Annotated in this window: 13 protein-coding genes; 4 read left to right on the top strand and 9 right to left on the bottom strand. The window is 46.3% G+C overall.

Annotated features, from left to right (window positions below):
• Nucleotides 1-1,012 precede the first annotated feature (1,012 nt).
• Together R7040_RS22625 and R7040_RS22620 are read left to right on the top strand one after the other, a co-directional pair.
• A complete protein-coding gene (locus R7040_RS22625) occupies nt 1,013-2,584 on the top strand; it encodes an ABC-F family ATP-binding cassette domain-containing protein (protein ID WP_213964564.1) in 1,572 nt (523 codons plus the stop codon).
• Complete coding sequence (locus tag R7040_RS22620) at nt 2,581-3,738, top strand: MFS transporter (protein ID WP_213964563.1); 1,158 nt, start codon at nt 2,581-2,583, stop codon at nt 3,736-3,738. The genes R7040_RS22625 and R7040_RS22620 overlap by 4 nt, the downstream gene beginning before the upstream one ends.
• 74 nt (nt 3,739-3,812) lie before the next feature.
• On the opposite strand, the gene fis is transcribed toward R7040_RS22620, so the two are convergent.
• The 9 genes from fis to R7040_RS22575 form a co-directional block, all read right to left on the bottom strand.
• Nucleotides 3,813-4,109 carry a DNA-binding transcriptional regulator Fis gene (gene fis / locus R7040_RS22615; RefSeq protein ID WP_000462885.1) on the bottom strand — a complete coding sequence of 99 codons (297 nt, stop codon included), beginning with the start codon at nt 4,107-4,109 and terminating at the stop codon, nt 3,813-3,815.
• 23 nt (nt 4,110-4,132) lie between these two features.
• A complete protein-coding gene (gene dusB / locus R7040_RS22610) occupies nt 4,133-5,101 on the bottom strand; it encodes a tRNA dihydrouridine synthase DusB (protein WP_005382505.1) in 969 nt (322 codons plus the stop codon).
• Nucleotides 5,102-5,240: 139 nt separating this feature from the next.
• On the bottom strand, nt 5,241-6,128 hold the full coding sequence (gene prmA, locus R7040_RS22605) for a 50S ribosomal protein L11 methyltransferase (protein WP_005382507.1): 888 nt from the start codon (nt 6,126-6,128) through the stop codon (nt 5,241-5,243).
• A 165-nt stretch (nt 6,129-6,293) separates the two neighbouring features.
• Complete coding sequence (gene accC / locus R7040_RS22600) at nt 6,294-7,637, bottom strand: acetyl-CoA carboxylase biotin carboxylase subunit (RefSeq protein ID WP_005382509.1); 1,344 nt, start codon at nt 7,635-7,637, stop codon at nt 6,294-6,296.
• 14 nt (nt 7,638-7,651) lie between these two features.
• The gene (gene accB, locus R7040_RS22595; RefSeq protein WP_064354388.1) at nt 7,652-8,113 is read right to left on the bottom strand and encodes an acetyl-CoA carboxylase biotin carboxyl carrier protein; all 462 of its coding nucleotides are present in this window, start codon (nt 8,111-8,113) and stop codon (nt 7,652-7,654) included.
• 61 nt (nt 8,114-8,174) lie between these two features.
• Nucleotides 8,175-8,624 (bottom strand): type II 3-dehydroquinate dehydratase, encoded by a 450-nt coding sequence (gene aroQ / locus R7040_RS22590; RefSeq protein ID WP_005382360.1) that lies wholly within the window; start codon nt 8,622-8,624, stop codon nt 8,175-8,177.
• A gap of 303 nt (nt 8,625-8,927) precedes the next feature.
• Nucleotides 8,928-10,880 (bottom strand): acetate--CoA ligase, encoded by a 1,953-nt coding sequence (gene acs, locus R7040_RS22585; RefSeq protein WP_005386359.1) that lies wholly within the window; start codon nt 10,878-10,880, stop codon nt 8,928-8,930.
• 237 nt (nt 10,881-11,117) lie between these two features.
• Nucleotides 11,118-11,747, bottom strand: a complete 630-nt coding sequence (locus R7040_RS22580) for a 3'-5' exonuclease (RefSeq protein WP_064354387.1) — start codon at nt 11,745-11,747, stop codon at nt 11,118-11,120.
• Nucleotides 11,748-11,780: 33 nt separating this feature from the next.
• Entirely contained in the window at nt 11,781-13,607 is a 1,827-nt protein-coding gene (locus tag R7040_RS22575; RefSeq protein ID WP_318081590.1) for a DUF294 nucleotidyltransferase-like domain-containing protein, read from the bottom strand.
• A gap of 233 nt (nt 13,608-13,840) precedes the next feature.
• Between R7040_RS22575 and R7040_RS22570 the strand changes: the two genes are divergently transcribed.
• Nucleotides 13,841-15,028: a 3-phenylpropionate MFS transporter gene (locus R7040_RS22570; RefSeq protein WP_005382367.1), complete on the top strand. Its 1,188-nt coding sequence runs from the start codon at nt 13,841-13,843 to the stop codon at nt 15,026-15,028.
• Nucleotides 15,029-15,163: 135 nt separating this feature from the next.
• A complete protein-coding gene (locus R7040_RS22565; protein WP_054575307.1) occupies nt 15,164-18,595 on the top strand; it encodes a PAS-domain containing protein in 3,432 nt (1,143 codons plus the stop codon).
• Nucleotides 18,596-18,621: the final 26 nt, after the last annotated feature.

Below are 18,621 nucleotides of genomic sequence, written 5' to 3'. Positions count from 1 at the left end.
GGTAGTTCAGTTGGTTAGAATACCGGCCTGTCACGCCGGGGGTCGCGGGTTCGAGTCCCGTCCACTCCGCCACTTATATTAAGCCTCAGTCGAAAGACTGAGGCTTTTTTCGTTTTGGTTCCCCGACTTACCTTAAACCCACTTTCATATTGAAACCTTGCATCGAGAGGCCGGCTTCCCTCTGGCGATGCTTTCTAAGCCCTGTTATGAGTGAAGTGGAACTCAGTTTTGTGTGGTTTCTACTGAACCGGGTCCTAGTATCGAGCGCTAGTTCTCAGCCCTTGTGCTTACTTACCAAAGCTTCCTTTATTATTACCTGGAAAATTTATTCACTAGGTTATGTTATTTTCGGGGGAGATTTCTCTGCTTTAGATGTTTTGATTTAGCCATAGGCGCTTATTAATATAAACTCAGCGCATTTAAAACTTTCCAAACATGGATTTTGTTTTGTCGACCTATTTAAGCCAGTGTCTTAAAGTATATTCGCTACTTCCTCCCTCTAACCCTCTCCAACCTTCAAAGCCACCACTACGTACGTATAACGTGAGCGGTATAGGTGCTTTCATAGCTGTGTTTGCTGAGTAAGCAGTTCACCTGGCACATTGACTGAGGAAAAGTCTTCTTTTTGTGGACCTTCGTGTAAGTTACGATAGTTTTAACAATTATCTGGTACTTTTTATTCTAAAGGTGTACGCTTCACATCGAATATTTTTTCGACAGTAAATCATGTTATATCTCTTGTTTAAAAGCTTTGTAAGAAGGCTGAACTCCGTGCAAAAAACGCGATGAAGTGTTGCTCGGAGTCTTAAATTAATCTTCATCAGGTGTTTTATGTGTGGGTAGCTTCGCTGAAGTTATACGCAGGAGCTTGTACACCTGATAAAAGAGAAGAGATGGCTGGTGATATTTCATCATCGGCCTTTTTGTATCTGTTAAGCAGCTACAAAGCATTACCCAGTATTGAAATAAGGGCCGGTATTGATCACCGGCCCTTTTTTATTTGGTTGAAAACATGAGTATTTTACAAGTTAAAAATTTGTCTTATCAGATAGCTGATAAGACGTTATACAACAACGTGACCTTTCGTATTAACGTGGGAGAGAAAATAGGTATCACCGGAGCGAATGGTGTTGGAAAAAGCACCTTATTGAAACTGCTTTTCGGTGAATTATCTGCAGATAAGGGCTGCATTGAATGGTTACCAAACCTTGAGGTGGGGTATTTAGAACAACATTTTAAGATCGATAATGTGCTGACAGTTCATGAGTGTTTAAAGGGCTCTTTTGAGAGTTTATACGCTGCAGAGCAAAAGCTTTGGACTTTGTATCATGCGATGACCGAGTCTCACTCTACATCTCTTTTAAGCCAAGTCGCTCGGCTACAGGCATATTTAGAAGATGAAAACTTCTATGCAATTAATACCAAAATTGAACAAGTTGCTGTAGGTCTTGGCATTTATCAATTTGGCTTAGATACACCGCTTGTCTCGCTAAGTGGCGGTCAAAGACACAAAGTCCTTTTAGGCAGGTTGTTACTTCGCAACCCCGATGTGTTAATTCTTGATGAGCCGACAAACTATCTTGATGCTCCGCACATTGAATGGCTAGTCACGTTTCTCAATGATTACATTGGCACAGTTTTACTGGTTTCTCATGATGTTGATTTCCTTAATCAAGTAGCGACCAGTATTTGTGATATTGATTATCAAACGGTTCGAAAATACAGCGGCACTTATGTCAAAGCAATGCAGCAAAAGCATCACGATGGTGCTTTGATAGAAAAGCAATATAAGGCTCAGCAAAATGAAATTCGAAAGTTAGAGCAATTTATTGCCAAAAATGGCGCTGGAGTTAACGCGAGTCTTGCTAAAGGGCGTAAGAAAAAACTGGATAAAATCGAACGTATTCAACTGAATAATGTAGAGAAAGTATCGATGTTTGACTTTGCTTACCAGCCCATTGGGCAACCGAATGTGATTGACGCAAAAGCGTTGATGATCGGTTATCAGCAGCCTCTGCTTCCAGTATTTGATATCACGTTAGCGCGCGGGGAAAAGTTGGTTGTTGCTGGCTTTAACGGCGTAGGTAAGTCGACCTTACTTAAAACCCTGATGGGGGAGATCGAGCCACTCTCTGGTGAGGTGGTATTGGCAAAAGGTGCAATGATTGGTTATTTTTCTCAAGATTTGTCTTGGCGCCATCCTCAGAACACGCCTGAACAGGAGCTGTGCTCTTGTGCGCCAACAATCTCAAGCAAAGAGTCACGCAAGCTATTAGCTCGCTTTGGGATCTCGGGGGATAAGACGCAGCGCCACTTAGATACATTGAGCGGTGGTGAGCAAACTCGGGTGAAACTGTGTTGTTTATCGGTTCAGAAATGCAATGTTTTGCTGTTGGACGAACCAACAACACATTTGGATAGCAGCAGTAAAAATGCGCTTAAAGAGGCTCTCCAGCGCTTTTCCGGTAGCGTGATTGTGGTATCTCATGAGAAGGCATTTTTGCAATCTTGGCCTGATAGAGTTTTAGATATTTCGTTGCTCACTTGTGCTGAATCGGAGACAGAACAGGAGGTGGAGCTATGATGCGGTCCATGATCCTATTTCTCGTTGCTTTTCTTGTTGGTGCTGATGAGTTGATGCTTGGATCTATTCTTGAACCCATCGGAAATGATTTAAGTGTTCAACCGAGTCAGGTTACCTTATTTATTACGGCATATAGTTTAGCCATAGCAATTTGCGCTCCTTACTTGGGCCGTTTATCAGACCGAGTTGGGCGTATTCGTATCATGGTGCCTGCTTGCTTTGTATTTGGGGTTGCGTCTATTACGACGGGCATAGTTCATGATTTTGAACTTGCTATTGCAACTCGAGTGATCACTGGTATTGCAAGTGCAGGCATGTTGCCAATTGCATTCGCGTTAGCGGGAGACGCGAAGGGTAATAGAGCGATGCGTCAAATTGTGATGGTTCAGGCGGGATTAACGCTAGGTATGATAACCAGCCCGGCGATCGGAGCATTGTTGACCCAGCTTTTATCATGGCGTGCCGCTTTTATTATTTTGGGCGTTGCGGCTCTTCTTGTCAGTGCCATGAGCGTAGTGTTCATGAACAACAAGCATAATGAGTCCAAGAAGTCAGATACTCTGCCACCTATCGCAGACGTCATTCATCTTCCAGGCGCGTTGAGAGCGATTCTAGCGATGTGTTTAGGCCTAGGGGGAGGTATTGGTGTATTTAACCTGATAGGCCTCCATATTCGAGATACCAGCGATTTGGCGCTCGGTTGGGTGGGCGCTATTTATGCAGCTCTAGGGATCGTGAGTGTGGTTGGAAATATGTGCGTGGCGAGAGCTTCTCGCTGGCTTGGTAGCTCTCGAGCCGTTATGCGAGTGGCTTTAATGGTGTGCATACCTTGCAGTGCATGGGTGTTCTCAAATGAGATGAGTACGGTGACCGCTTATCTTCCAGCTCTAGTGCTCTGGTCTCTTGCTGGAGGGGTTGGTTCTCCGGCATTACAAGCACATATCGCAAGCTTATCTGATGAATATCGAGGTGTGTTAATGTCTTTTGGAATGAGTATGATGCACTTTGGTGTCGCGATTTGGTCTGCCTTGGCGGGCTTCGCGTATTCTGTAGGCAATGAATGGGTCGCTTTCGTGGCTTTCCTATTGTTTGGCTCAGCAGTGGTTATCTTAAAGCCAGTTGGTAATACTGCACAAAGTGAGCGTTATTCGTAGTGTTTTAGTAGATAAAGAAAAGCCGTTACCTAAAAAGGTAACGGCTTGTTCCAAATACTTTTTGAAAAACGGTCTTAGTTCATGCCGTATTTCTTAAGTTTCTTGCGAAGAGTACCGCGGTTGATACCCATCATAGTTGCTGCGCGAGTTTGGTTACCGCGAGTGTACTGCATGATAGTATCTAGTAGTGGCTGTTCAACTTCAGCTAGAACTAATTCGTATAGTTCTGTTACTTCCTGGCCGTTTAGTTGAGCAAGGTAGTTTTTAAGAGACGCTTTAACAGAGTCACGTAAAGGCTTCTGAGTAATCTGGTCTTGTGACGTTACTGTAGTTACTGTTAATGCTTCTGAAGTCAGATTTTGTTCGAACATATTCGGTCTAGCTCTTCTCTTAATTATGATGCAACGTTATCAAAATAACCTTCTAACGCCTCAATTTGCAGCGGAGCTGCGTCGATAGCGTTGAAGGTACGGCGAAACTCACTTGCCTGTTCATGCTCTTTCAGGTACCACCCAACGTGCTTGCGCGCGATACGTGGACCTAAGAACTCCCCATAAAACTCATGCAGAGCATTTACATGACCAAGCATAATGGTTTTCACTTCCTCAGTTGGAAGCTCCTCCATTGTGGTGCCGTTTTCCAAATAGTGATGGATTTCCTGGAAAATCCAAGGACGACCCTGGGCAGGGCGTCCAATCATTAAAGCGTCCGCACCGGTGTACTCCAGTACAAATTTGGCTTTCTCCGGGCTATCGATATCACCGTTCGCGATAACCGGAATTGAAATCGCCTCTTTTACCGCTTTAATGCTGTCATATTCGGCCTCACCTTTGTACATACATGCTTTCGTTCTGCCATGCAGAGCAAGAGCTTGTATGCCGCAGTTTTCGGCTAATTTAGCGATCTGGACACAGTTCTTGTTGTCTGTATCCCAGCCAGTTCGAGTCTTTAACGTTACAGGAACGTCCACTGCATTCACGACCGCTTTCAAAATCTCTTCGATAATGTTTGGGTATTGAAGCAGAGCAGAGCCCGCTAGCTTCTTATTCACTTTTTTTGCCGGGCAGCCCATGTTGATGTCGATGATTTGTGCACCGTTCTCAACACTGAATTGAGCTGCGTCCGCCATAAGCTGTGGATCGGAACCCGCAATCTGTACAGAGCGAATGCCCGATTCGCCCTCGTGTACCATGCGCTGTTTCGACTTTGACGTTCCCCATAGTTTTGGGTTAGCAGACATCATTTCACTGACGGCCATTCCCGCACCATAGCGAAGACACAACTCGCGAAACGGTCTATCCGTTACACCAGCCATAGGGGCTACGATTAGATTGTTCTTAAGTTGATAGTTTCCGATTTTCAAAACGTCATCACAGTTCTGTACCAGCAAGGGCGCGCATTTTACGCATTTTTTCACTGCGTGAAAAGACTAATATTTGAGCATTTACAAATTGTTTTTGTAAATTGTATGAATTTCAAACAATTAGCTCTGAAAACCTTGTCTAGCCTTGCTTACGACCAGAGATGCGACACCATTCACTTTGCTCAACAATCGGGTCAATGTGAAGCTCGTCACGGTAATAGTTCGCAACATCTTCAGCTTGAGTGTCTAATACGCCGGACATAGCGAGGTCGCCATTTGGCTTAACTAGTCCTTTGATGATAGGTGCAAGTTCACGTAAAGGTCCCGCAAGGATGTTGGCCACAACGACGTCAGCGACGAGACCTTCAGGTTGATTTTGCGGTAAGTAAACTTCTAGTTTGTCTGCAACGCCATTACGCTCAGCATTGTCTTTTGAAGCAAGCAGGGCTTGAGGATCAATGTCGATCCCTATCACTTTTTCAGCGCCCAGTTTGATCGCTGCGATCGCAAGAATACCTGAGCCACAACCGAAGTCGATAACGGTCTTACCGCTTAAGTCCATGCTTTCTAGCCACTCAAGACAAAGTGCTGTTGTAGGGTGAGTACCCGTACCGAATGCAAGGCCTGGATCCAACATAACATTAACAGCGTCAGGATCTGGAATGTCGCGCCAGCTTGGACAAATCCATAAGCGTTCACCAAATTTCATTGGGTGGAAGTTTTCCATCCATTCGCGTTCCCAGTCTTTATCTTCAAGCTGTTCTACTTTGTAAGCAAAATTGTCAGCCAGCATATTGCTCGCTTTAATTTGGTCGATGATGAAGTTAGTGTCTGCTTCTGCATCATACAGTGCCAGAATATCAGTATCGCCCCATAAGCGAGTTTCGCCAGGTAGAGGTTCGAATACAGGTGTATCCTGCGCGTCTAAGAATGTAACAGACAGCGCGCCAGTCTCTTCCATTAGCATATCGCCGATTTGCTCAGCGTTTTCATTGGTCGCGTTGAGTTTGATTTGAATCCAAGGCATTGGTTTTTGCTCTTAAAGTGAATGAAGTGGCGCAGAGTTTACCAGAACTCTACGATTTGTTTGAGTATATACCCAAATAAGCCGATTTATATGTTGAGCCGTTCGCGTACATATAAAACAAAAATGCCCACGGGAGTGGGCATTTTTTAAGACGTTTGCTTAGGTTTATTGTAAGCCAAGCTTCTTCTCTAGGTAGTGGATGTTTGCACCACCGTGTTGGAAGTTTTCGTCATTCATAATGGAGAATTGCAGTGGCACGTTAGTTTTGATGCCTTCGATGATCATCTCACCCAGTGCGTTCTTCATACGTGCAATCGCTACATCACGGTTCTCACCGTAAGTGATCAGTTTACCAATCATTGAATCGTAATGAGGTGGTACTGTGTAGCCTGTGTAGATATGAGATTCCCAACGTACACCCATACCGCCAGGAGCGTGGAAACGCTCGATCTTACCCGGAGATGGTAGGAAGCGCTCAGGGTCTTCTGCGTTGATACGACACTCAATCGCATGGCCACGGATCTTAATATCATCTTGAGTGAATGACAGAGGCTGACCCGCTGCAACGCGAAGCTGTTCTTTGATTAGGTCGATGCCAGTAACCATCTCTGTTACTGGGTGCTCTACCTGAATACGAGTGTTCATTTCGATGAAGTAGAACTCACCGTTCTCGTATAGGAATTCAAACGTACCTGCGCCGCGGTAACCGATCTCGATACATGCACGAGTACAGCGTTCACCGATGTACTTACGCATTTCTTCGGTGATACCAGGTGCTGGAGCTTCTTCCACTACTTTTTGGTGACGACGTTGCATTGAACAGTCACGCTCACCAAGGTGGATTGCGCCGCCTTGACCGTCAGCAATAACCTGAACTTCAACGTGACGAGGGTTTTCTAGGAATTTCTCCATGTAAACCATGTCATTGTTGAACGCCGCTTTTGCTTCAGCACGTGTCATTGCAATAGCTTGGATAAGGTCTTTCTCTGCGCGAACAACACGCATACCACGACCGCCGCCGCCGCCAGATGCTTTGATGATTACTGGGTAACCAATGCGCTTAGCAAATGCTTTGTTTTTCTCTTCGTCATTGTCTAGAGGGCCGTCAGAACCCGGTACACAAGGAACGCCTGCTTTCTTCATTGCATTGATAGCAGATACTTTATCGCCCATTAGGCGGATAGTGTCTGCCTTTGGGCCAACGAAGATGAAACCACTGCGCTCAACTTGCTCTGCGAAGTCTGCGTTCTCAGACAGGAAGCCGTAACCTGGGTGGATAGCAACAGCACCAGTCACTTCTGCTGCAGAAATGATGCGTGGAATGTTTAGGTAGCTGTCGATACCACGAGCAGGGCCGATACATACGGTTTCGTCTGCGAGCAGTACGTGCTTAAGATCGCGGTCAGCTGTCGAGTGAACAGCGACGGTCTTAATACCTAATTCTTTACAAGCGCGAAGAATACGAAGTGCAATTTCACCTCGGTTCGCGATGACTACTTTGTCTAGCATAAGGCAAGCCCCGCTTATTCGATTACAACAAGAGGTTGGTCGAATTCAACTGGTTGGCCGTCTTCAGCTAGGATTGCTGTAACAACGCCAGATTTGTCCGCTTCGATTTGGTTCATCATTTTCATTGCTTCAACAATACATAGAGTATCGCCAGCATTTACTTTCTGACCCACTTCTACGAATGCTTTAGAGTCTGGGCTTGGAGAGCGGTAGAAAGTACCAACCATTGGAGAAAGAACTTGGTGACCTGCAGGTGTTGCTGCTGGAACTTCTGCTGCTGGCGCTTCCGCTACTGGTGCCGCTGCTACTGGAGCAGGTGCCGCCGCTGGAGCTGCTGCGTAGTGAATTGGTGCTTGAGGGGCTGCAGTGCCATGACGGCTGATGCGCACTGACTCTTCACCTTCAGAGATCTCTAGCTCAGCAATGCCAGACTCTTCAACTAACTCAATTAGCTTCTTGATTTTACGAATATCCATCTTTTCTTTCTCTTTTATCTTGTGATTAAGACAACCCTCGTAGGGTTGCAGAGTGTTAGGGTTACTTTGCCTGTAGCTTATTGATCGCTGCAGACAGAGCAAATTCATAACCTTGTGCGCCTAAACCGCAAATCACACCCTCTGCTTTATCTGACAGGTAAGAGTGATGACGGAATGGTTCACGTGCGTGCACATTTGATAAGTGCACCTCAATAAATGGGATGGCGACGCCAAGTAATGCATCTCGCAGCGCCACACTAGTATGAGTGAAAGCCGCTGGATTGATGATGATGAAGTCAATCTTGCCATAGGCAGCGTGAATGGCTTCAATCAGTTCGTACTCACGATTTGATTGTAGGTGTTCCAGTTCTACCCCAGCGTTATGGGCTTGCTCTGTAAGAGTATCCACAACTTGAGCTAAGGTACTGTGACCATAGTGTGTCGGTTCGCGCAGACCCAATAGATTAAGATTTGGTCCGTTTAGAACAAGAATCCGTGACTTTGCAGACATTGTGTTGCTATCTTCCCTTATCGTGAGTGGAACGTTTATATTCCCAAATATACGATAGTTCAGCACGATTTTTTTGTTAAAACCGAGCAAATTTTAAAAAATCGACCAAGATTATAGCTAATTCATAGCAATTAGCAGCAATTTACTGGTCTAATCTCCTAATAGCCACTCTCGTTTCTGTAACCAAGTTAACAAAAACAACATAATTGCCATATTTTTTGTGTGGCCAATTTGTGCACTAAAGCAAAAAACCGCCATGAGTGATGGCGGTTTTTAAAGTGCTTTTAAAACAGTTGGTTGAATTTATGCCAATTCTGCTTTCTCTGCGATAAGTTTATCTACAACGCTCGGATCGGCAAGCGTTGATGTGTCTCCGAGGTTGCTAGTATCACCCGTTGCAATTTTACGCAGGATTCGACGCATGATCTTACCAGAACGAGTCTTCGGTAAGGAATCCGTCCAGTGCAGTACATCTGGTGTTGCAATTGGACCAATTTCTTTACGCACCCAATCTTTCACTTCTTTGTGTAGCTCTGCTGACGGGAATTCACCATCGTTCAAGGTAATGTAAGCGTAGATAGCTTGGCCTTTGATATCATGCGGAATGCCCACAATAGCGGCCTCAGCAATTTTATGATGTGCGACAAGAGCCGATTCTATTTCAGCGGTACCCATGCGGTGACCCGACACGTTTAGTACGTCATCAACACGGCCCGTGATCCAGTAGTAACCGTCTTCGTCACGACGAGCCCCATCACTAGTAAAGTACATTCCCTTAAAGGTTGAGAAGTAGGTCTGTTCAAAGCGCTCGTGGTCGCCATAAACAGTACGCATCTGACCTGGCCATGAATCAAGGATCACCAAGTTACCTTCTGCTGCGGTTTCTTCAATGATGTTGCCCATGTTATCAACCAGTGCAGGTTGGACTCCGAAGAATGGTCGAGTTGCTGAGCCTGGTTTTAAATCTGTTGCGCCTGGTAGTGGTGCAATTAAGATACCGCCGGTCTCTGTTTGCCACCAAGTATCAACGATAGGCGAGCTCTCGTTACCAATCGTTTTGTAGTACCACTCCCACGCTTCAGGGTTGATAGGCTCACCTACTGAACCCATCACACGTAAGCTTGAACGAGATGTCCCTGCTACCGCTTCGTTACCTTTTGCCATTAGTGCACGAATAGCGGTTGGCGCAGTGTAGAGAATGTTCACTTGGTGCTTATCAACCACTTCACTCATACGAGCCGTGCTTGGGTAGTTTGGAACACCTTCAAACAGAATGGTTTTGGCCCCGTTCGCTAGTGGACCATAAATTAGGTAAGTATGGCCTGTAATCCAGCCCACATCCGCGGTACACCAGAAGGTTTCTCCTGGTTGATAATCGAAGACATATTTAAAGGTCATTGCCGCGTAGACGAGGTAACCGCCTGTAGTATGTAGTACGCCTTTAGGTTTACCTGTCGAGCCAGATGTGTAGAGGATGAACAGCGGGTCTTCGGCTTTCATCTCTTCTGGTGGGCAAACGTCAGAAACGTTGGCTGTTGCTTCGTGCCACCAAACATCACGGTGTTCATGCCATTCAACATCACCACCTGTACGTTTAAGCACGACGACTTTATTGATGGTTTTTACGTCTGGGTTGGTTAGTGCTTCATCCACGTTCTTTTTCAGTGGAACAGCGCGTCCGCCACGTACGCCTTCGTCTGCGGTGATCACGACTTTAGCGTCAGAGTCGATGATACGGCCGGATAGCGCTTCTGGTGAGAAACCGCCAAATACTACGGTGTGAACCGCACCAATACGGGTACAAGCGAGCATAGCCACTGCAGCTTCTGGCACCATTGGCATGTATAGACACACCACGTCGCCCTTGCGTACGCCTTGCTCTTTCAATGCGTTGGAGAATTTACACACTTCTTTGTGCAGTTCGTTGAAAGTGAGTGTTTTGTCGTCGGCTGGATCATCGCCTTCCCAAATGATGGCGACGTCATCCCCGTGTTCTGCAAGATGACGGTCAATACAGTTAGCCGAGACGTTCAGTGTGCCATCTTCAAACCAGCGAATATCAACATGGCCAGTGTCGAAAGAAGTGCTTTTTACTTTGGTGAAAGGTTTGATCCAATCAACGATTTTGCCGTGTTCGTTCCAGAAGCCCTCTGGATCGGTTACCGACTGCTGATACATGGCTAAGTAAGTATCATTATCCGCGTGTGTATGAGTTTTAATATTTTCTTTTACCGGATAAACGTGGGCTTCGCTCATGGCTTCTCTCCTTGTGCCTTATTTCTCGGCCTTACACCAATCTAGATAAGATTTTGAATATATTTTTGTAGGGCTGTTTTTTGGTTCTAAATAACTTGGTCGTGGTAATGACGACGTTGTGCTTATAACTGTCAGTCACCGCGCGTATTTCCACAATTAGACTTTAGGATGAGAGTGATAGAAGCGCCGGGAAATCGCTGAAACAAAAGTATTTCTGGGAGCTAGGTCAACTGATTTTTATGTATACGGTGCGGTTAGGTTGGGTAAATCGCCTTTCGTTAAGCGGACAAAGACCAAAGCGGCAGAAATCGCGTCTTGCAAGGCGTCGTGTTTGTCTTGGATAGGAAGTTCGAGGTGTTTACAAATGGCATCCAGACTTAAGTCGAAATAGGCATTCGGCAAATGTCGTTCCAACTTATCGTGATAAATCTGACTGACCTCGATGAGTGGGTTAGGAAGTGGGAAGCCAAGTTGCCTCAGACAAGCAAGGTCTAAGATCTTTTTATCGTAACGAATGTGATAGCCCACAAGTGGTCGGTTGCCGATAAATTCGAGCAGCTCGAGCAGCGCCTCTTTTTCACTGATGCCATCGACTAAGTCTTGGTGGCGAATTCGATGGATCTTGACCGAGCCAGAGTCGAGCGATTGCGGCGCGCGTAAGCGGACTTCAAATGGTTGACTGGTGATGATGCGGTTGTCGATGATCTTGGTGGCTGCAATAGTCACCAGCTCGGCGCGATTTGGGTCAAGGCTGGTGGTTTCGCAGTCAAGAGAGACGTATTCTGTTTTATCTGGCGTGCAAAACAGCGACTGATAAGGCGAGCCTTTCAATTTGTAATGCCAGTATTTGCGTTGTAACCAGTTCATTGCTTACGCCTCTGTGATTTATGAAAATCAGGGTTAATCACGAATTTGATAATGGAAGCCTAAAAATTGCTTAAATTTCTTCACCACATGTAAGCTGTGGCGAAGCAAATCACGCTCAGTTCTATCCAGTTGTTTAATATCAATGTTATTCAACGCTTCTTGCTTTTTGAGTTGCTGATTGAGGCGAAGTTTAAAGAACAATTTCAGTGCTTCGTTGAGATTATCTGCCGTTTCGGATTCTAAGATGCGCTTATTTCTCAGAGCTTCAATGCGCTCAAACGTGTTCTTCTTCTCAATGGCATATTCCAAAGACAAGGTGCGAATGCCGTGTACAATTGGGAAAATACCGCCGCGTTTAATGTCCAATCCGTCTTTAGCACTTTTTACGTTGCCAAATAGAGTTAGGGGCACAGAAAACTGCAAGGCAGGGCGAGTAAAATCAGACAATATCAACATGCGATCTTTCATTGTGTCACGAAGATGCGCCGCAATTGGAGCCAGCAGCTCGCAATTCCCAGCAACAGCATGGGCGTCACTGAAAATGGCTAAGTCCATGATTTGTTCTGGTTCGGCTTTAGCTATCCAGTGGTTTAGGGTGCTTATCCATTCTTGCTGTGTTTTGACCCACTTCGGGTTGTTAACCATCACTTTGCCAAGGCAAAGTGGATAACCGAGCTGTTGTAGGGTGTGTGTGAAGGATTGCATCACTTGTTCGCAATGAGGCCATTCCAGACCATCTTGAATAATCAGGGCATTGTCTTGATCAGTTTTGAGAATTTGCTCTCCTCGGCCTTCAGAGCCGAGTACGATCAAGCAACAATGGTCGTGCAAGGCTGGTGGTATCACTAACTCGAACGCTTTCTCGATAATTTGTTCGTTTACGGCTGAGATAAGCTCCATGATGAAGCGAGTGCGGATGCCGTTTTTCAATAAGCTCTCGACCAATTGACGTTGGCGGTTTGAGGCCAAAGCGAGCTCTTCCACGCTGCTTGCTCGAGCAATACTGAGCGTTAACACGTGAGAGTGGGTTGAGAATGCGCTGAGAATTTGGGTCATATCCAGCATGCCGACAGCTCTGTTGCCTTCACATACCATGAGGCGTTTCATTCTATTTCTGGTCATTGTGATCATGGCGTTGAATAGAAAGTCTCCATCATCAACGTGATAAACAGGAAAGCTCGCGATCTCACCCACTGGTGTGTCGAGCGCGCAACCATCTATCATCACAGAATGCAGCATATTAGTACGAGTCACTATTGCGTACGGGTGGGCTGATGGCCATTTTTCCAATCGTGGATCATCGCCATGGAGTTGAACCAATGCAGCGTCAATCCCATTTTCTTTTAAGGAACGTGTTACCTCGTTAATTGGTGTATTTGGTTCAAGGATCATCGGTGGGTGATAAATGCTGCGGTCAACTTTAGTGAGAATAAACTCCGCTAAGTTTTGCTGTTGATGGGCCGCTTCGATGAGCTCTTGCCGTTTCGATAAATTGTTATCGAAATAGGCTGCAAACTGGCCATTTTCGTTGTAAAGGGCAAGGAAAATTTCTTTCGGCAGTAGGTAAGAGAGCGTGTCCTCAAGCGCGATGTAGTGATGACGTACCTTGTCTTCAAGTAACGAGCGTACATCGAACATATCGTCGTTGGCATAATGTGCGAACACTTCCTGTTGATCGTTGGAGCGCTCTTCTACCGCGCCTTTGATCAGAATATGTAAGTGGGGGTTCTTCTGTCCGCAGGATAAAATAACATCTCGAGCTCGATAGTAGGCGACGTCCAGAGAGGATCGCAGTCGCGTTTGTTGTGCTTCAGTTAAGCGATCGAACGGTGGAGACTGCATGTTAAATTTGTCAGGCATGAGAACACCCAATAATGATGGAAGGAACACTCTCTAAGTCTGACAAATTTCTTACCGGAAGCCAGACGACTTTGGTCTAAATTACGATGTTTTCGCTTGAAGATGCCAAATGTCGCAAAGTTAGTATTCCATCGAGGAAACGATAAGTTTCTTATTCTTCCCTTTTTATAATACGCATGGCGATCCATAATTCCCGGCTCGAACGTTGGTGTTCCCGTTTTAGGATATTAGTAATGTTGAAACCTTCTCCGTATGGCTGGATTTCCCAGTACTTTCTCGGATTCTTCTTTGCGTATGGCGTGTATCTGCCATTTTGGTCACTTTGGTTTAAGGATCAGGGCGTATCTTCGACAGATATCGGTTTGCTGGTCGGGTTAGGCCTTGCGACACGTTGTGTTGCCAATATCGTGATCACCCCACGAGTACACAAAGTCGAACATCTTATGCCTGCTTTACGTTGGTTGAGTTTCGCTGCCCTCCTTTTTGTTGGATTTCACTTTTTTACGGGTGGTAGCTTTTGGTTAATGGCACTAGCGACAGTGTTGTTCAATCTTTGTTGTGGACCGATTATTCCGTTGTCGGACGCGATGGCAAATTACTACGCTCGCCTGAAAATGCTCGATTATGGCCGCACGCGGCTATGGGGTTCGATCGCCTTTATCGCAGGCTCGACGGCAGTGGGCTACCTGGTGGCTGAATTTGGCTCCGATATGATCTTGTATACTGCGATGTTCGGCGTGTTTATCTCGTTGCTGTTTGCTATGCGACCGACTAACCCAATGCCTGTAACGCACGGTGGGCAAAGCGCAGAACGTCCAAAGCTGACCGCTCTTTTGACCGACAAGCCGATACTAAAATTCTTAGTGTTGGTGTCACTAATTCAGGGCAGTCATGCGGCTTACTACGGCTTTAGTGCGATTCACTGGAAGGCCGCTGGTCACTCGGAAGATGTCATTGGCTACTTGTGGAGCTTAGGAGTGGCCGCAGAAGTGGCAGTGTTTGCACTGAGTAAGCGCTTATTCGTAGGTTGGTCAATACGCGCGCTGTTTATTGCTGCTGCCGTTGGTGTAATGATGCGTTGGGGTATTACGGCGTCGACAACATCGATTATTGCTTTGGTGATTGTTCAACTACTACATGGTGTGACTTTCGCTACCGCACACATTGCCGCGATCCAATATATCCAAAACTCCGAAGAAAATAAGATCGTAGCGTTGCAAGCGTTGTATAACGCGATTCCGTTGGGCGCATTTATCGCGTTAATGACCGTATTGAGTGGTTGGGGTTATGAGCACTGGGGACCGCTTGTGTTCTGGGGCATGGCCGCGATGGGGTTATTGGCTCTGTTCATCAAGCTTGATTCACAAGACCCACATCAGGTGGTTGATGTATCAGACAAGCCACTTGAAACACAGAATTAGACTTATGTAACAAAGGTTAAAAACTAAGCTTTGTCTCCGTTATCAAAGCGGTGTTAAATGAAACCTCTCCCTCATGGAGAGGTTTTTTTATTCTCTTGCTTTAAAAGTAGCAAGAAAGGCAAGAAAGGATATCGGATGCAAGGATGGCTGGTGGTTCCCGTTTCTTTAGCGTATTTGGGAGCTTTATTTATCATCGCGTGGTACGGCGACATTCAGAAAAGGTGGCTAGCGCGCTGGCGGCCTTGGATTTATAGTCTTTCCATTGCGGTGTACTGTACATCATGGACCTTCTACGGCACGGTCGGGCAGGCCAGCAGTAATCCTTGGTCTTTCTTGCCCATCTATATTGCCCCCATTTTAGTGTTTACCATCGGATGGCGCGTTTTAGCTCGGCTTATTTTGATTGCTAAACGGGAACACATCACGTCGATTGCTGACTTTATCGGAGCACGCTACGGTAAATCCCAAGGTTTGGCCGTGGTTGTTACGCTCATAGCGGTTGCGGGAATTTTGCCGTACATCGCTTTACAGCTGCGTGGTATCACTATGGGGCTTGAAATTATTGCTCCGGAGCTGGCTACTGATTTTGGTTATCAAAACGATAGCGTGTCGTGGTTTGTTGTGGTCGCATTGGCGATTTTTACGATGCTATTCGGTACCCGCCACATTGATAACACGGAACACCATCGTGGGATGATGATGGCAATTGCCTTCGAATCCATTATCAAACTGCTGGCTTTTTTAGTGGTTGGTGTCTTCATTGTTTGGTTGGCGATGAACTCCGAGAATTTGAGCTTAATTGATGTTGCCGCACAGACGTATCAGTCACCAAATATCCCGACTATATTGATTCATACTGTACTGACCATGCTGGCGATAGTTTGCCTTCCGCGACAATTCCATACGATGGTGGTAGAAAATGAACGTGCTCAAGATTTGCATGTGGCTCGTTGGTTGTTCCCCATTTATCTGATCTTAATGGGGATTTTTGTCTTACCTATTGCGTGGGTAGGGCAAGGTCTCTTGAGTGGCGCTTCGCCTGATACTTATGTCATCAGTGTGCCGATGTCGGTAGGGGCGAGTGAAATCGCCTTGCTTGCGTTTTTAGGCGGTACTTCAGCGGCAAGTGGCATGGTTATCGTATCGACGATTGCCTTAGCGATCATGGTCTCGAATGACTTGGTTATGCCATTGCTATTGCGTCGCATGCGACTGACGCAGCGTAACCATCACCATTTTTCTGAATTATTACTGCGGATCCGCCGTGGTTTGATATTAGTTTTGTTGATTGGCGCGTGGTGTTTCTATCAAGCGTTGGACACTATTCATTCACTTTCTGCTATCGGCTTTCTCTCGTTCGCGGCTATCACGCAATTCGCTCCTGCGCTGGTTGGCGGTATGTATTGGCGTCAAGGGAATAAGAAAGGTGTGTATGTTGGCCTCGCGGTGGGTTTTGCTACCTGGTTGATTACGTTAATGAGCCAAACAGACATGCTTGCCGGAGACGCCAGTAATAACTTCCTGATCTGGTTGATTACGCCACCAGAGGTATTGGCTAGCTTTGATATCGCGATTTCAGATTGGGGGATGATCCTCAGCGTGGTCGCTAATGCAGTGTGTTTTGTTGTGGTTTCTATGGCTACCCGACCAAGCCTAAGTGAGCGCTTACAATCGGCATCATTCGTTGGTACACCGTTGCCTGAAAGCGAAAATATGAGTCTGTACCAGAGCCGCGTTACGGTTGCAGAACTGGAAATGCTAGCGTCCAGATTTGTAGGACGAACGCGAGTTAAAGCGGCGTTTCAAGCCTACTGGAGCCAACAACGAGAAGAGTTAATGCCGAATCAGCAAGCGCCATCTTCTCTGATTCGGCATACGGAGCGTGTGCTGGCAGGGGTATTTGGTGCATCTTCTGCTAAGTTAGTGCTTACTTCCGCTCTGCAAGGAAGAAACATGCAGCTTGAAGAGGTGGCGACTATCGTTGATGAAGCCTCTGAACTGTACGATTTTAGTCGGGGTTTACTCCAAGGCGCGATTGAGCATATTGGACAAGGTATTGCGGTCGTCGATAAGCAACTACGCTTGGTAGCGTGGAACCAACGCTATTTAGAACTCTTTGAATTTCCGCCAGGCCTGATTCAAGTAGGTCGACCGATTGCGGATGTGATTCGGCACAATGCAGAGCAGGGGTTGTGTGGCCCTGGTGACCCTGATGACCACGTCCGTCGCCGTGTTTATCACCTTGAGCAAGGGACTCGGCACACCTCTTCTCGGGTTCGTCCCGATGGTCGCGTGATAGAGGTGCAAGGTAACCCAATGCCAGGTGGTGGCTTTGTGATGAGCTTTACCGACATCACCGTATTCCGTGATGCAGAGCAAGCACTGAAAGACGCCAACGAGACATTGGAAGAAAGGGTACGTCTGCGGACTCGAGAATTAGAACAACTTAACAAGCAACTGGTGGAAGCGACGCAGCGCTCGGATTTGGAATCGAAGTCCAAATCACGGTTCTTGGCGGCAGTAAGCCATGACTTGATGCAACCGCTCAACGCGGCGCGTCTATTCGCTTCTTCACTATCGGAAGTCGCCAAAGACAGCGAAGCCAAAAAGCTGTCAGCACACATTGAAAGTGCTTTAGAGGCTGCCGAAGACTTAATTGGAGATTTGCTGGATATCTCGCGTTTGGAATCGGGCAAGTTGGAAGTCAACGTGCATGGCTTTGCGTTAAATGATGTGTTATCGAATTTGAATGCTGAGTTTAGTGCGTTAGCCAAACAGCAAGGTATAGAGTTCACGATGATTCCGTCCTCACTCATGGTTAAGTCGGATCCCAAACTGCTGCGCCGTGTGGTGCAAAACTTCCTGACCAATGCGTTTCGTTATAACCCGAATGGCAAAGTCGCACTCGGTGTTCGCCGCGTGAAAGGGCGAGTGCGTATTGATGTATGGGATAATGGAGTGGGGATTGAAGAAGAGAAGCAGCAAGAGATTTTTGAAGAGTTTAATCGCGGAACTCAAGTTCGTTCCGACCAAGGCCTCGGACTTGGTTTGGCGATTTCGAAAGGAATTGCTCAGGTACTTGGGCATGAAATTTCGATGCGCTCTTGGGTTGGAAAAGGCAGTGTTTTTTCCATCACCCTAGATAAAGCTGATCATGTTCAGCCTCATCCAGTTCACGTGGCAATGAGTAAGCAATCTGAACTTGGTCATCTGAGAATCCTATGTGTCGATAATGAGCCTGACATTCTAGTCGGCATGGAAAACTTACTTTCCCGATGGGGCTGCGATACACGAGTTGCGATTGATTTAGTTGAAAGTCTACAAGCGCTTGAGGATGGTTGGATTCCGGATGTAATTTTCTCCGATTACCGACTTGATGATGGTCGTACTGGTTTAGAAGTGCTACAGCAATGCCGCCTAAGATTAGGCCACAGCTTTGAAGGCGTCATCATCAGTGCAGATCGTACCGATGATATGCTTGATGGCATCAAAGCAAATGGGTTCAGCTTTATTGCTAAGCCAGTTAAGCCGCTTAAGCTGCGTTCGGTGCTCAATCGAGTCGCTTAGGATTGGAGTGTTTGAAAAATCGCTAT

This window comes from Vibrio sp. 1069, from assembly GCF_033340555.1.
Note: the sequence above shows the minus strand (reverse complement) of the source record. Positions and strands in the feature narration are given on the sequence as shown.